General features: G+C 58.3%; 14 protein-coding genes. 3 read left to right on the forward strand and 11 right to left on the reverse strand.

What is annotated here, in order from left to right; all coding sequences use genetic code 11:
- The first annotated feature begins 367 nt into the window (after positions 1 to 367).
- The gene (locus GSF67_RS11800) at positions 368 to 2,692 is read left to right on the forward strand and encodes a DUF1217 domain-containing protein (RefSeq protein ID WP_006312146.1); all 2,325 of its coding nucleotides are present in this window, start codon (positions 368 to 370) and stop codon (positions 2,690 to 2,692) included.
- An 85-nt stretch (positions 2,693 to 2,777) separates the two neighbouring features.
- Here GSF67_RS11800 and GSF67_RS11805 read toward each other — a convergent pair whose 3' ends face one another.
- The 7 genes from GSF67_RS11805 to graD all read right to left on the reverse strand — a co-directional run bounded on the left by GSF67_RS11805 (position 2,778) and on the right by graD (position 9,418).
- Entirely contained in the window at positions 2,778 to 4,064 is a 1,287-nt protein-coding gene (locus tag GSF67_RS11805) for an aromatic acid/H+ symport family MFS transporter (protein WP_006312148.1), read from the reverse strand.
- Positions 4,065 to 4,284: 220 nt separating this feature from the next.
- Entirely contained in the window at positions 4,285 to 4,623 is a 339-nt protein-coding gene (locus tag GSF67_RS11810; RefSeq protein WP_006312149.1) for a YciI family protein, read from the reverse strand.
- Positions 4,620 to 5,507, reverse strand: a complete 888-nt coding sequence (gene graB / locus GSF67_RS11815; protein WP_035215036.1) for a hydroxyquinol 1,2-dioxygenase — start codon at positions 5,505 to 5,507, stop codon at positions 4,620 to 4,622. The genes GSF67_RS11810 and graB overlap by 4 nt, the downstream gene beginning before the upstream one ends.
- Positions 5,508 to 5,522: 15 nt before the next feature.
- The gene (locus tag GSF67_RS11820; RefSeq protein ID WP_006312151.1) at positions 5,523 to 6,578 is read right to left on the reverse strand and encodes a maleylacetate reductase; all 1,056 of its coding nucleotides are present in this window, start codon (positions 6,576 to 6,578) and stop codon (positions 5,523 to 5,525) included.
- A 3-nt stretch (positions 6,579 to 6,581) separates the two neighbouring features.
- A complete protein-coding gene (gene tsdA / locus GSF67_RS11825) occupies positions 6,582 to 7,565 on the reverse strand; it encodes a gamma-resorcylate decarboxylase (protein WP_006312152.1) in 984 nt (327 codons plus the stop codon).
- A gap of 46 nt (positions 7,566 to 7,611) precedes the next feature.
- A complete protein-coding gene (graA, locus tag GSF67_RS11830; RefSeq protein ID WP_006312153.1) occupies positions 7,612 to 8,841 on the reverse strand; it encodes an FADH(2)-dependent resorcinol hydroxylase oxygenase component in 1,230 nt (409 codons plus the stop codon).
- Between the two features lie 37 nt (positions 8,842 to 8,878).
- The gene (gene graD, locus GSF67_RS11835; protein WP_006312155.1) at positions 8,879 to 9,418 is read right to left on the reverse strand and encodes an FADH(2)-dependent resorcinol hydroxylase reductase component; all 540 of its coding nucleotides are present in this window, start codon (positions 9,416 to 9,418) and stop codon (positions 8,879 to 8,881) included.
- A 205-nt stretch (positions 9,419 to 9,623) separates the two neighbouring features.
- On the opposite strand from graD, the gene GSF67_RS11840 reads away from it, so the two are divergent.
- Together GSF67_RS11840 and GSF67_RS11845 are read left to right on the forward strand one after the other, a co-directional pair.
- Positions 9,624 to 10,055: a MarR family winged helix-turn-helix transcriptional regulator gene (locus tag GSF67_RS11840; protein WP_006312157.1), complete on the forward strand. Its 432-nt coding sequence runs from the start codon at positions 9,624 to 9,626 to the stop codon at positions 10,053 to 10,055.
- Positions 10,056 to 10,190: 135 nt separating this feature from the next.
- A complete protein-coding gene (locus tag GSF67_RS11845; protein WP_006312159.1) occupies positions 10,191 to 10,580 on the forward strand; it encodes a hypothetical protein in 390 nt (129 codons plus the stop codon).
- A 134-nt stretch (positions 10,581 to 10,714) separates the two neighbouring features.
- Here GSF67_RS11845 and GSF67_RS11850 read toward each other — a convergent pair whose 3' ends face one another.
- From GSF67_RS11850 to GSF67_RS11865, 4 genes are all read right to left on the reverse strand, one after another.
- Complete coding sequence (locus GSF67_RS11850; protein ID WP_006312162.1) at positions 10,715 to 11,344, reverse strand: outer membrane protein; 630 nt, start codon at positions 11,342 to 11,344, stop codon at positions 10,715 to 10,717.
- Between the two features lie 239 nt (positions 11,345 to 11,583).
- Entirely contained in the window at positions 11,584 to 13,020 is a 1,437-nt protein-coding gene (locus tag GSF67_RS11855; protein WP_006312165.1) for a HAMP domain-containing sensor histidine kinase, read from the reverse strand.
- Positions 13,017 to 13,691: a response regulator transcription factor gene (locus GSF67_RS11860; RefSeq protein ID WP_006312166.1), complete on the reverse strand. Its 675-nt coding sequence runs from the start codon at positions 13,689 to 13,691 to the stop codon at positions 13,017 to 13,019. The genes GSF67_RS11855 and GSF67_RS11860 overlap by 4 nt, the downstream gene beginning before the upstream one ends.
- 149 nt (positions 13,692 to 13,840) lie before the next feature.
- On the reverse strand, positions 13,841 to 14,473 hold the full coding sequence (locus GSF67_RS11865) for a TetR/AcrR family transcriptional regulator (RefSeq protein ID WP_006312167.1): 633 nt from the start codon (positions 14,471 to 14,473) through the stop codon (positions 13,841 to 13,843).
- Positions 14,474 to 14,478: the final 5 nt, after the last annotated feature.

Below are 14,478 nucleotides of genomic sequence, written 5' to 3' on the forward strand. Positions count from 1 at the left end.
GCATCCGGAAATGCGCAAAAACAAAGTTATGGCAATGGAAGAACCGGTGTTTACCGGAATTGCTCTACAGCCCGTCCGGTTTAGACGGAAATGCTTTCGCCGCGACCCTTGCGAAGACAATGGCCATCAAACCTGCCCGGTGAGGCTTGGGTTGGGGATTAGCCATGCCCGCCTCCCACCCGGCTCCACATCTCGCACAACCTGTCAAAAGGACCATGCTGGAAAATATACTAAAATATAAATCTATAATTTATTAATATAAAAATTATTTTAAAAGTAACAATTCGAGAAATTCAGCCACGCACAAGTTAAATTGAGGACAGTCTAGATATTTATATATACAGCATGAATTCTATCGGAGGCGCATGTGCTGCCGGCCTATACGACTTACGCCCTTTACAATCGCAATATGGAATCGTCGCTGAAACGCGTCGCGAATGATCCGATCATATCGCGCGACGCCAAATATTACGCCGACAATATCGGCAAGGTAAAAAGCCTTGACGCGTTTCTAAAAGACCACAAGCTCTATTCCTACGCCATGAAAGCCCATGGCCTGGAAGAGATGACCTATGCAACCGCCTTCATGAAGAAGGTGCTGGAAAGCAATCTCAAGGATCCGAACAGTTTCGTTAACAAGCTGAAAGACACGCGCTACCGCGACTTCGCGGCAGCGTTTGATTTCGGTACGATCAAGACTGAAAAAACGGTTCAGACCAAGTCTCAACAGGACCGGTTGGTTACCGCCTATCATGACACAGACAAGCAACGGAACGAAGAACAGAAGGAAGAAACGCGTTATTACAACATTGTCATCGATAAGGTTGGTCAGGTGGATGACATTTTCAAAAATACGCGGCTGCGGAATTATATTTTCAAATCCTTCGGCATCGATCCCCAAACTTTCGACTACAAACATCTGAAAGGTGTTCTAACCAGCGATATCAGTAAGGCCGACAGCTACGTCAACAGCACCTATAAACCGCTGCTCGAAGAGTGGCAGGCCAAAATTGCCGATCTGCGCGACCAGCGTACAAAAATCCCTTCGACCGACAAAACATCTCTCGAAAAAAACGATTATCTGATCAACCAGTATAACAAGCGTATCAATGGGGCCGCCAAGTTGTTCGAGCTGGCGGCAACGTTTAATTTCCGCGCCGACGGCCTTGTGAATGACGGCACGAAAGCGCAGACGGCTGTTCAGAAGCGGCTGACCAATGAAAACTATGTTCTGGCAAATCCCCGCGTCACGCAGACCGGCGCGATTCTAAACCGCGATTTTTTCGTGCAGGCGATGAAAGACGTAACGGATGCCGGACAGCTGACCGCCAATTCACGTCTGCGAACAATGTTGATCGTCGCCTTCGATCTTCAGGACAACAGCGGTACCGATCAGAAAATCCAGTGGGCTCTTCGGGAAAACCCCGCAGACCCACAGAGCGGACTTTATAGCGAAAAGGACAAAGGCTTCATCGATCTGGCGAAGGCCTTTAATTTTGGCACGGATGGCAAGGTCGCGGCCGGAAAAGCGGTCCAGAGCGATGGTCAGCTCAGCACGATGATGAACCTCTACTTCAGTCGATACGACGACAAGCAGGAGGCAGCGGATGAAAAGACAATCAAGGATTACAGGCGCTACATCGGCCTCACTAAAAACCTTGATGACTTTCTGTCGGCGGCACCGGCAGCGGTTGCCATTCGCAACTTCGCGCTGAAGGCGTTCAACATCGGCACTGAGGAAAGCTCCACGTTCAAGTTGAAAAAGGTCTTCACCAGCGACCTGTCGAACCCCAAAAGCTATGTGTACACCCTGAAGGACGATCGCTTTCTGCGGCTTGCCAAGGCTTTCAATTTTGATGCACAGGGCAAGATCGGCTCGCCGCGTTTCGCACAGGCAGAGAACGAAATAGCCCGTATCTCGCGAAATTATCTGAAAGAAGTCACCCGGTGGGACAAGGATAAAAAGATCAGGGAGAAGGGAGAGAAGGAAGTCGGTTATTATCGCGAGAAAATGGGGACTTTGGAGACAGCCGATCAATTGCTCGCTGACCGGCGCCTGCTGGACTTCATGCTGGTTGCCGAGCGTATCGATCCGAAATCCGTCACGACCGACTACCTGAAGAAGATTTTCAAATCCGACCTCAAGGACCCCAAAAGCTTCGCCAATACGGAAAAAGACCCTCGTTTTCGCGCTCTTGCCGGCTCCTTCAACTTCGATGCCAAGGGAAATATCAGCGCAACAACCCGTCAGCCCATCCAGAACAATCGTAGCCTCATGGAAACGCGGGACAAGTATGTTCGACAGAAACTGGAGGAGCGGGCCGGAGAAGAAAATTCCGGTGTTCGGCTCGCGCTTTATTTCAAGCGGATGGCCGGCGGCATTTCCAGCGCTTATGACATATTGGCAGACAAGGCGCTGTCCGAAGTGACCCGCACAGCTCTTGGAATTCCCGCAGAAACGGCAAATGCCAAGGTTGATGCGCAGGCGAAGATGATCGAGAAAAGGCTGAAGATAAAGGATCTGCAGGATCCGAAAAAAGTCGAGAAACTGGTCAATCGTTTTCTCATGACATTCGAAGCGAATAATTCCGGTTCCGACCCGCGCATCGCTCTGTTCCGGCAGGGAAGCGCATCCATCAGTGGCAACACACTGGCCACTCTGGCGCAACTGCGCAGCGGACGCAGGGGCTGACGGATTGTTTTTCTGAGACCGCATGTCCTGCCGCATTAGGTTTGCGATGGCCGCAGGTTCACGATCCTGCGGCCATAGCCTGTTATCAAACCCGTGCGTCGCCCGATGTGCGGTAAAGCAGGGTCAACACTGTGAGCATCAGCCCAACGACCGCGACCGAGCCAAAAATGTAGAAATTCCACTCCGGCGCCAGACCCCTTTGCAGCACCAGGCCGCCGATCATCGGCCCAGCAATGCCGCCAAGCCGCCCGACCGCCAGCGAAAAGCCGAGACCAGTGCCTCGAATATGGACGGGATAAAGCCGTCCTACCAGGACATTGGCGAGAATCTGCGTTCCGATGGTTCCGGCACCCGCAAGCGCCACGAAAACATAAAGAAGCGGTCCCTTGTTGGCAGTCAGGGCGAAGATCGATGCGGCGCCGACGGCAAACAGGATCGCCACCACCACCTTGACGTTGCCCTTATCCGCAAAGCGTCCACCGATAAGGATGCCGATGGCGGCGCCGACATTGAGCATGACGGAAAAGCTGAGCGCCGAACTGATGTCATAACCCATCTTGTTCATGATGGTGGGCAACCAGTTGACCATGCCGAAGGTGAGCAGCAGCGAGCAGAAGTGAATGCCCCAGGCATTCAGCGTCGAAGCCAGCCGGCCTTCGGAAAACAACGCGCCGACGCCACCCTTCTGCATTTTTGCATGGGGTACGATGCGTTGCAGACCATAACTGTCGCAAATGCCGTCGGCCTCCGCCTGCCGGCCTTTGCTCGCCAGCCACTCCGGCGATTCCGGCAGGAAGCGCATGAAGATCGGCAGCAGGATGAGCGGCAGGCCGCCGATCAGCATCAATGGCCGCCAGCCATAACTCTCCAGAAGCAGCATGCCCAGGATGCCGGAAATGATGCCGCCGATGAGATAACCGAGGAAGGACAGGGAATTGGCCTGCGCCCTGCGTTGCGGCGGCGAAAACTCCAGCACCAGCGCGGTAACCGTCGGCAACAGCGCGCCAAGTCCGAGGCCGGCAAAAAAGCGGGTGATTTCGAAGGCGAGAAAGTTCGGCGTCATGGCCGAGGCGATCATCATCGCCGAAAATCCGGCGAGGCTTAAGAGAACCACCTTCCGGCGGCCGATACGGTCGGCCATAGTGCCGGCAAACAGTGCGCCGAGCAGCATGCCCACCAGCGTCAAGGCGGCGGCGCGCCCGACCATGGCCGGGTTAAGCGCCCAGGTGCTTTCTTTCAGCAGCGCCGGGGCGACCGCGCCATAAACGACCAGATCGTAACCGTCGAACATGATCATCAGGCCGCATGTCGCGATGACGCCGGCCGGGTTCTTTGTCCGCACTGAAGCGGCGCTCAGATAATTCGTGGACATATTCCTCCCTTTCACGCACGAACGCGCCATCCGGTATGGATCAGCGTCTCCCCGTCCCTGCATTATCCTCCGTGAGTGTCCGGCGGGCTCCACCCTGATATGTGCCTTGCTCCTGTCAAGCCACACGTCGCCGATATCACTCACCATAAATTAAATGTTGCATTTGCAAAAATTGCAAATGAAATATTGATAGAAGTCAATCGCCCTGCGATGGCTGAAATCAGCGGGATTTCAGCCCGGAAATCATCGATAACGTCGGCGTCCAGTTCAAAATACGAATGCGATTATAGACCCCGTGAACAACGAAGGGATCGGCGTCGCTGAAGGCGATGACATCCTCAAGAGAATGCGCCTCGGCGATGATGAGCGCCGCGGGCGGACCACCGTCACTAGCGCTCATCGGACCGGACACCAGGATACGAAACCCCTCGGGCTTCGCTTCGCCATTGCGCAAATGGGCCTTGTGCGCCTCCAACTGCGCCACCCGCTGCTCCGTCGCATTGGGATCGCTTTCGGCAAACCGCACGTAAAGCCGGGATTGATCGCTGCCGCCGTTCATCGGGCAAGCACGAAATCGTGGTTCACGGACCAGAACCAGTCGCCGGCAAAACCAAGCTCCTGCGCCTTCTCTCGATCCTCCACCCGGTCAAAATTCGCCAGCAGGCTTTCCTTCACGCCGAACACCGCGTCAGACCGGATATAGGGATCGTCGGGATCAAAAATATGGGTAACGAGCGTGGTGAAATTCTCGGCCGAAACAATGTAGTGCAGATGCGCCGGGCGGTACGGATGCCGCCCCATCGCCCGCAACAGCCGCCCCACCGGGCCGTCATCCGGTATCGGGTAATATTTGGGTTTCGCCGCCCGGAACCAGTATCGCCCGTCCTCGCCGGTAATAAAGACGCCGCGCAGGTTGAAATCGGGCTGGATGCCCTTTTGCTGCACGTCATAAAAGCCTTCGTCATTGGCCTGCCAGACATCGATACGTGCGCCGGCAATCGGTGCGCCTTCGGTATCGAGAATGCGGCCGGTGACGACCATGTCCTCACCCTTGCCATCGAGACAGATATTGGCGCCCATCGGCATTTCCGGCGCATCGGCCACATGGAAGGGGCCAAGCACGGTGGATTCCGACGCGCCGCTCGGTTTGCGGTGGTTGATGGCATCGACCAGCATGGAGACACCGAGAATATCGGAAAACAGGATCCATTCCTGCCGCCACTCGTTGCAGATCTGGCCGACCTCGGTGAGGAAATGAATGGCCTTCATCCATTCCTCCTCGGTCGGCTCGATTTCCTTCACCGCCTCGTGCAGCTTGCGGGTCACGACCGCCATGATCTCCCTCAGGCGCGGATCGTCACAATCACGCATGCGGGCAATCACGGTTTCCGCGGAGCGCTCTTCGACGAAATAGCCGTCGTCAACGGTCATCTTCCTATGCATCATGTCTTCCTCCCATCACGCTGGCCGCGCGCCCTCGAAGGCGTGCTGCAGCAGGTCGCGGATCGCGGTTTTTTCAATCGGCCGCGGGCACCAGTAAGGATTGGCCGTCGCAAGCTCGGCCATGGGGCCGAGATCGTCAGCCCCGACGCCAAGGGCCGCCAGGCTCGAAGGTGCGCCGAGCCGCGCGGCAAAATCGAAAAGTCCCGCCCCGGCCCGGCCGCCAACCAGCGCAGCTAATGGCGCGAGCAAATCCGGCGCGGCCTCTTCCACATAAGCCATGGTGTGCGGCAGAAGCACCGCATGGGTTTCCGCATGCGGCAGATCGAGACTACCGCCCAGCGTGTGGCAAAGCTTGTGATGCAGCGACATGCCGACCGCACCCAGCACGGTGCCGCAGAGCCACGCGCCATAAAGTGCCGTTTCACGCGCGCCGATATCGTGTGGCGCCTGCCGAATGACTGGAAGCGCTTCGATCATTGCCCGCAGCCCTTCCACCGCCATCATGCTGGCGATGGGGTTGCGATCCCGCGCATAAAGCGCTTCCGCCGCATGGGCCATGGCGTTGAGCCCGCTCGTCATGCTGATGGCGACCGGCAGTCCGAGCGTCAGTTCCGCATCATAGACCACCACCTCCGGCAGGATCTCCGGCCCACGCATGGTGGTTTTCACGCCATTTTCCGTCTGGCCGAGAATGGGTGTGACTTCTGAGCCGGCATAGGTCGTGGGTATGACGATTTGCGCCGCATCGGATCGCAGCGCAATCGCCTTGCCGAGACCGGTGGTGGAACCGCCACCCAAAGAGACGACACAGTCCGCACCCGCAGCGCGATAGGCCTCAACCGCCGTTTTCGTCACTTCCACCGGTGTATGCATGGCCGCTTCGGAAAAGACGCCCGCCGCGAGCCGACCAAGCCTGGACGCCAGCGCCTCGGCGTCGCCCTTTTGTTGCGGCGTGGACAGCACCAGCGCCCGCGACAGGCCGAGGCGGCGGATTTCCTCCGCCACATCAGCCGAACTGCCCGCCGAAAAGACGATGCGGGCGGGCGCAGCCATATAGACGAAAGACTGCATGGTTCAGCGCCCGTCGAGCTTGAACAGGCGGCGCGCATTCGTACGACCGATCTTCACCCGGTCGGCCTCGGCAATGCTCGTCGCATGGAACCAGTCGGAAGCGTGGTCGATATTCTCGAAGGGCCAGTCGGTGGAGAACAGGATGCGATCCGCACCGATTTCCAGAATTGCATCGATCAACGTCTGGGTGCGGAAATTGCCCGAGGTGGTGATGTGGAAGTTTTCGTTGAAATAATCCACGAAACGGCGCTTGGCCGGATAACGCGGCGGCAGCTTCACCCAGGCATTACGATGGTCGATACGCCACATCATGTAGGGCAACCCCTCGCCCATATGGCCGAGAATGATGTTGAGGCGCGGATGTTCATCGAACAGGCCCGATGCCATGAGACGCAGCGCATGCACGGCCGTTTCCTGCGCAAAGGCCCAGGTGGGGCCGAGCAGCCAGGGATGGCCGTCATAGATGCGCGAATCCTGCGGCAGCGGATTGCGCGGATGCAGGTAAAACGGCACGTCGAGCTTTTCGACCTCACCCCAGAAGGGGCGATATTGCGGCAGGTCGTAATAAAGCGGGATCTGGCCGTCGCCCTCCTGGCTGAAACCGTTGACGAGCGCGCCGACGAAACCGAGATCGTTGACGCAGCGCTGCAATTCCTGCGTCGCCGCATCCGGATCCTGCAAAGGCAGGGCGGCGAAGGCAAGAAAACGATTCGGCCGCTTGGCGCATTCTTCGGCCAGCGCGTCATTGGCGCGCCGCGCGATCTCGATCGCCTTGGTCTTGTCGGGAATGGCCTGCACCGCCGGGGCGTTCAGCGACAGGATCATGGTCTCGATGCCATGCGCATCCATCAGCTTCAGGCGCGTATCCTGAATGTCGAGCAGGCGGTGCTGCAGTTCCGTCCAGTAATCGCCGGGCACGAAACCGGCCGAATCCTGAAGTGTTTCCGGGATTGCGAAATGCTCCTCGAGAGCGACCTTGCCTTGCATGTAGTTTCCTCCAAATTTCGCTGCTGGTTTGCCGCCTGAGTGGCGATCAGAATTGGCCCTTTGGTTCGAGGCCGAGCATGCTCTGGCCAATCATGGTGCCGACGGCATCCCAGTTCATGCTGATGTGACGGCCAACCGCATTGGCATCCCGCCAGGCGCGCTGCACGGGGTTCGCCAGATCGAGCCCGACGCCACCGGTGGAATCGTTCAGCGCCTGTACCGCACGCAACGAGAGAGACACGGCAAAGGACTGGCCGCGACGGCTCAGAAGGCGATCATCCACGGTAAATTCCGCACGGCCATCGATCCGGGCCTGCGCCAGCGCCTGTGCCCGCGAGACGTCGCGCAGCAGGATTTCGCAAGCTGCGTCAACACTTGCCGCCGCTTCCGCGACGCGCAGCTGGATGGTCGGGAATTCCGCCATGCGGTTATTGCCGCCCGCCACCGCGCCGCGCGTGACCCGACCGCCGACATGATCGACATAGGCGGCAAGCGCCCCCTTAGCCGCGCCGACACCGGCCGCCGCAAGACAGGAGGGAATGCCGGTCAGAAGCGGCATGTTGAACAGGCTCTCTTCCGCATAATATCGTCCACCGGGCGTGCAGCCGCTGGTGGCGTCCGGAAAGGTCAGGACCCGGTGTTCGGGCACGAAGACGTCATCGAGAACCAGCGTCTTCGATCCCGTGCCGGCCAGCCCCACAACATGCCAGGTGTCTTCGATCACATATTCGCTGGCGGGAACGAGCAGAAAGGCGGGAACCGGCTTTCCTTCACCCTTCGGCGGCAGAATGGCGGCGCAGAGAGACCATTGTGCGTTCTCGCAGCCAGAGGCGAAGGCCCATTTGCCGCTGAGGCGATAACCGCCATCGACAGCCTCCGCCATCTTCACCGGCGCATAGGAACCGCACAGCAGCGCATCGGGATTTTCACCCCAGACATCGGCCTGCGCCTGTTCCGGAAACATCGCCAGCAGCCATTGATGGGCAGAGAGCAGGCCGGCGACCCAGCCCGTCGACGCACAGGCCGCCGAAAGCTCGATATTGGCTTCCACCAGCTCGGCGAAATCGCCACCCTTGCCGTTGAAGGCGCGGGGCTTGACGATATCGAAATAACCGATGCCACGCAGCGCCTCGATATGGCTGGCAGGCACGCGCCGCGCCTCCTCCGTCTGCCTCGCGCTTGAACGGAAGAGATCGGCTATGCCGGCAACGCGGCTGGCGAGGCGGACATGCGGTTTCGTTTGCACCGGCAGCGGCGCATGGCTCATGTCGTTCATGATTGTCTCCTTGCGGGAATGATCTGAGCGCTGAAATTCAGACGGGTTCGTGCGCGGGGCTTACGGCACAATATTGGGCGTTTTCGTAAAGCAGCGGCCGTGTCGTCTCGCTGACATCGGCCGAAACCACCTGCCCGATGAAGACGGTATGGGTTCCATAGGGCATGGCCGCAACCCGGCGGCAGGCGATGGCGGCATGGGCCGTCGGCAGGTAAAGAACGCCATTATCGTGGCGCTGCCAGCTGCCGTCACGGAAACGCTCCTCCGGCGGCAGCTTGCCGCTGAAGCCATCCGAAAGCGCGATCTGATCCTGCGTCAGCACGTTGACGATGAAATCGGGCCGGCACAGCAGCAATTCATGCAGCAGGGTACGATTATTCAGGCAGACCAGCAGAGACGGCGGCTCCATCGAAACCGAGGTGACAGCCGTCACCGTCATGCCGTGATCGCGCTGATCACCGGCGGCGCAGGCGGTAATGACCGTCACGGTTGCCGGAAAACGGCGCATCGTCGAACGGAAATTCTGGCCGACGCCTTCAGGCGCTAGGCCGCTCAGGCCAAACAATGCTGATGTCATGAGATCCTCCCAAATCCTGAAAACTTTTTTAGTTTCATTTGCAACATTTGTCAATGCAAATGTTTTTCGTCATTTTATATTGCCGGGAACCCTGCCATTCCCCGGCGTTTTGGAGCGAAGCTATTGAAACGGATGGATTGTGCCGGTACAGCCGATAGGCGCACATCAGCATCTGCGCGGATGGTTCTCAAACGGGGATTTGCTCGTGTCTTATCAGTTCACCGACTCGGTACCCTACCTGCTCAACTGGGTGGGCGTTCGGCTGGGCGAGCGTTTTTCCGTGAGACTGACCTCCTATGACATCACGCTACCCATGTACCGCGTGCTGGCGACGCTCAGGCAGCAGGAAAGCAAGACGCTGACCGAGCTTTCGGACATGGTGTCGGTGGAAATCTCCACCCTTTCGCGACTGGTGGGGCTGATGGTGCGGCGCAATCTCGTTAGCCGCGAGCGGCCGGCCGACAATGCCCGCATCGTGTGCATTACCCTGACGACAAAGGGCGAGGAACTTGCCGACGAGCTCATGCCCATCGCGGCCATGTTCGAAAAAACCGCGATCGAAGGCCTTGACCCCGGCGAGGTGAAGCTTTTCAAAAGCATCCTGCGCCATATCGGCCTCAATATCGCCGGTCTCTGAGAAGCGGCGTCAGGGCGACTGCTGTCGCCGGAGCCGGGAACAGCAAGCCAAAGCCCTCCAGGGGCTTTGCATGCAATGTATCTGCAATGGCCGATTCCTATCCTTGCGAAACCTCACGCGGATGAAAGGAACCCCATGCCTGAGAGATCGTCAGCGGCCGCCCCGGCAGCAATCTTCCTCGTCGCCGGCGCATCGCTGCTGCTCGCGGCCTGCGCTTCTACCGTCATGAAAAGCTATATCGGCGCGCCCATTACCAGCGTGATGCTGGATTACGGCCCGCCGGACAATATCTACAGCCTCGGCCCCGGCCAGCAGGCCTATCAATGGCGCAAGAACAAGACACAGGCCGTCGCCGGTTCATCGAGTGGCGAAGTGCGGACGACACGGCGTGGCGAACGTTACGAAGTGTCCGAAACACCTGGCTATATCGAGCGCATCGATTGTTATTATACGTTCTACACCCGCAATTCCGGCAGCGAATGGTATGTGACGAGCTTCCGGCAGCCTTCGCTCGAATGCGAATAATCCTTTCCGGATCTCGGATTTCGGTCCGTCGCCGCCCGCCTGTTTCGCGCTACGCGCCGTTCTACCGCCGCTTCCACGTTAAAAGCGGCGGTATTTTTTGAATTCTCCCTGGAAGCCTTCATGGAAGCGGCCGATCAGAAGCGATAGTTCAGACCGGCCTTGATGACATGATCGCTGACATCGGTCTTCGACCGGCCGCTGGATGTCGTGGTGGCCACATTTCCCGTGCTCACATAGTTATATTCAAACTTAGCCGACAGGCCGCCGCCAAAGCTCTGTTCGACGCCGGCGCCGACCAGATACCCCTGTTTCCAGCCGTCGGGACCCGTCACGCCATTGCCATCCTTAAACTTCGTCGTGGTCAGGCCGGCAGTGCCGTAAAGAAGCGTGTGATCGAGCGCCACGCCGGCCTTTAACTTGGCCGCACCCCGGAAACGCTCACGCAACCGGCCGTTCGGCACACGCGCATCGTTTCCGAGATAGGAGCCTTCCACTTCCGCACCGACGACGCCGGAGCCGAACTGGAAGTTATAGCCCGCCTGAACGCCACCCGTCAGGCCACGACCGCTGGCCAGTGGACTGAATTTCGGAGAGGCGACGCCACCATGGGCACCGACATAGGCTCCGCTCCATGAGAAAGCCGGCTGATTGCCGTAGTCGAAAGATTGCTGCGTATTGTAGTTGGTAAGATCGGCGGAATAGGCATTGCTCGCAACCGCAACGGCGATAGTCACGGCGGCAAGCGATTTCTTGATGATCGACATGAATGACTCCAGACGAAACCGCTGCGCCAAGGCCTGGCGCCCGCAAGGTTTCAGTTCGCGTTGAAGAACCGGAAGCCGGTTCCCGTTCGTCTCCTGCGCCCGATCGGCATGACATGCGGATGAGCTCAGCAGATACGGGCATTTTCCGCGCGAGAATTACGCCTGCATTGCACGCAACCAGTTTGACTATAAATATTTGATTTATTTAATATAATTAGACGATTTTCTTTAACTATATTTTAAGTATTACCGGGCGCGACTGCTTTCGATACGACCGAACGGATTTCCAGCCGAACGCAGAAGCCGGGATTGAGATCAAGAAACAGAACACGGCCACGATGAAGCTCGGCGGCCTTCTGGACCAGATTTAACCCAAGGCCAGCGCCCGGCGAATTCGTGTTGATGCGATGAAATGGCTCGAATACCTGCCCGCGCTCGGGAACAGGTATGCCCGGCCCTTCGTCACAGACCTCGATGGCGCCTGCCGCGTCAATCCGGATCGTGATTGCGCCCCTGCCGCCGGCATGATCGATCGCATTGCGAACGAGGTTGACGACCGCCATCTCGATGATCGACGCCTGCACAGTGAAGATGGCGGCACCCACGCTTGGCTCGAAGTCGAACTCGTAACCAGCATCCATCGCAATCGGGGCGAGATCGGTCGCAACGCGCTCGACAAGCTTATTGAGATCGTGCGGCTCCGCCGGCAGTTCCACTGCGCCCACCGCCTGCATTTCCAGCAGCTGGTGCGCAACACGGGTGAGGCGATCGATATCCGCCCGGATTTGACGGCTCAGTGCGTCATCGGGCAAAAGATCGGCTCTGGTCCGCACGATTGCGATCGGCGTCCTCAGTTCATGCGCCGCATCCGCGAGAAAGCGGTTACGGCGATTATACCCGTCATCGAGCTTCGAAAGTGCAACATTGAAGGCATCCACCAGCGGGATGATTTCAAGGGGGACTTTCGAACGGTCGATGCGGGCGGAACGGTTATCAAAATCGATGGACTGCGCCTGCTTCACCGTCTCCATCAGTCCGCTTAGGGATCGCCCGACCGCCCTCGGGGTCACGAGCAGCGTCGCGATGCCCGTCAGGATCAGCATCGGCACGACGGCGATAAGGATAATGAGGCCCAGCGCCGGCAGCACGGTCAGCCAGCGAATGGCGCCCTCGGCATCCTTTTCCAGATCGAGTTGAACATTGATCCAGATACTCAGGCCTTCATTGAGGATTCCCTCTTCTGTTCCAGCAATGAACTGAAGCCGCCCAGCGGATGTATCGCGGTTTTCCACGGTGGCGCGCACTGTACCGGCCGCCTCCAGCCGCGCGCGGTCAAAACTCCAGGGAAAGGCCGCCGACAGGGCAGACGCCGGAACAACACCATATTGCAACACGATGTCATCGGTGTCCCGCACCACAAACCAGAGATTCGGATAGCGCCGTTTCAGCTCCGCCAGTTCCGGCGTCAGCGACAGTTGCGGCCTGCCCTGTGCATCTTTTGTCACGCTCTCCGCGACGATGCGGGCAGCCTCTTCATTCGCGCCTTCGAGGCGCGGATCAATGATCCATATCCAGCCGATGAGAAGGATGACGAAGAGGAGAAGCAGGAAGGCCTGCAAGGCGAAAAGACGCTTCATCAGCCCCCATCGCAGGGATCGATCATGTGTCTTCTTCATGTCTTCAACCGGACGAGGTAACCGATATTGCGCACGGCTCTTATCTCCACCGTCGCTTCCGCCTGCGCCAGCTTCTTGCGGATGCGGGAAATATGCGCATCGAGAGCATTGGACTCGATCTCGTCATCGAGCGTATAAACGGCCTCGATCAGGCTCGACCGCGTGACGATGCGGTTCGGACGCCGCATCAGGGCCTCCAGTACCAGATATTCCCGCCGCCGCAATTCGATACTGGAACCTGCAACGCTGACCTCATTGCTGCGCGGATCAATGCCCAGATTTCCGAACCGCGTATATTTGTCGGCAAGCGAGGGTCCGCGCCTGTGGAGAGCCCTGAGCCGGGCGAGCAATTCTTCGATCGCAAAGGGCTTGGCAAGATAATCATCCGCCCCGGCATCCAGCCCGTCGACACGGTGATCGACATTTCCGAGCGCGGTCAGAACAAGGATCGGCACGGAATTTTTGCTGCGGCGAAGCGAAGCCACAAGATTCAGCCCCTCACCATCGGGAAGACGGCGGTCCAGAACCAGGACATCGTAAGAGCCGTCCCGCGCAAGGGCATCGGCGTCGCTGATGGTGCTGACATGATCGGCAAGCACATCCCGCCGGCGCAAGGCCTCCAGAAGCGCGCGCGCCATTTCAGGTTCATCCTCAAGAAGCAAGATGCGCAATGACGTTCCTCAAGATGGACCCTTGCCATTCCCACCACTGGTCGGTGAATGTTGCAGCTACATTGCAGGAAGCCAGAGGGTCGGTGCGTCATTCTCTACATGGCTGGGGCAGCGCCGCAACAGACGTTTCCGGTAAACAGGCTCTCAGCCTACGAACCCTGCCTGTAATCATGTCTCGCATAAAACCGGTCGAGCTCGCGCTGCTGCGGCACCTCGCCGGTATAGATCGCAATATAGTCAGGAATCCTCTGCATCCGCACCGCCACATCTTCCTCTAACTGCATGGAAATATAGCCGATCTGCACGAGATAGGTGGTGCGGGCACGCACATCCGCCATGGTTTCACCATGGCCGAAACGCATGAACATCCGTGAAAGCGCCGCCATCCTCATATCGTCGGCTTTGCCGACCTCCGCGAGAATCTCATTCGACTGAAGGGCCCAGCTTCGAACCGCAAATTCAAAGCGGCTGTCAAAAAGCGAGGGGTCCAGCCAGCAGTCGAAGATATTCAGCATGGCTTCGACGAGCGTTTCGGCATAGGCCTCCGACTGCCTGATTATACTGCCGGTGTTCTTTTCCCGCCAACGTGAGAGCAGCGCAGAGAGCAGCTCCTCCCTGTCCTTGAAGAACCAGTAGAAGCTCGTGCGCGACAGGTTGAGCTTTTTCGCTAGGGGCAGAATCTTGACGGAATCCACACCCGATTCCAGCAGGGCCTGATAGGCGGCCTCAAGCCACCCCTCATACGAACCGCGCCAGCCTGTCTCGTTCAATGTCGCTTCCATGATGA

This window comes from Agrobacterium sp. CGMCC 11546 (assembly GCF_013365515.1).
Taxonomy (GTDB): Bacteria; Pseudomonadota; Alphaproteobacteria; order Rhizobiales; family Rhizobiaceae; genus Agrobacterium; species Agrobacterium fabrum.

What these genes read in the sequence shown, in the direction of transcription:
- graD (WP_006312155.1), bottom strand. Translation starts at nt 9,418, where the DNA reads ATGACATCAGCATTGTTTGGCCTGAGCGGCCTAGCGCCTGAAGGCGTC.
- tsdA (WP_006312152.1), bottom strand. Translation starts at nt 7,565, where the DNA reads ATGCAAGGCAAGGTCGCTCTCGAGGAGCATTTCGCAATCCCGGAAACA.
- GSF67_RS11810 (WP_006312149.1), bottom strand. Translation starts at nt 4,623, where the DNA reads ATGAACGGCGGCAGCGATCAATCCCGGCTTTACGTGCGGTTTGCCGAA.
- GSF67_RS11845 (WP_006312159.1), top strand. Translation starts at nt 10,191, where the DNA reads ATGCCTGAGAGATCGTCAGCGGCCGCCCCGGCAGCAATCTTCCTCGTC.
- GSF67_RS11865 (WP_006312167.1), bottom strand. Translation starts at nt 14,473, where the DNA reads ATGGAAGCGACATTGAACGAGACAGGCTGGCGCGGTTCGTATGAGGGG.
- GSF67_RS11855 (WP_006312165.1), bottom strand. Translation starts at nt 13,020, where the DNA reads ATGAAGAAGACACATGATCGATCCCTGCGATGGGGGCTGATGAAGCGT.
- GSF67_RS11820 (WP_006312151.1), bottom strand. Translation starts at nt 6,578, where the DNA reads ATGCAGTCTTTCGTCTATATGGCTGCGCCCGCCCGCATCGTCTTTTCG.
- graB (WP_035215036.1), bottom strand. Translation starts at nt 5,507, where the DNA reads ATGCATAGGAAGATGACCGTTGACGACGGCTATTTCGTCGAAGAGCGC.
- graA (WP_006312153.1), bottom strand. Translation starts at nt 8,841, where the DNA reads ATGAACGACATGAGCCATGCGCCGCTGCCGGTGCAAACGAAACCGCAT.
- GSF67_RS11850 (WP_006312162.1), bottom strand. Translation starts at nt 11,344, where the DNA reads ATGTCGATCATCAAGAAATCGCTTGCCGCCGTGACTATCGCCGTTGCG.
- GSF67_RS11805 (WP_006312148.1), bottom strand. Translation starts at nt 4,064, where the DNA reads ATGTCCACGAATTATCTGAGCGCCGCTTCAGTGCGGACAAAGAACCCG.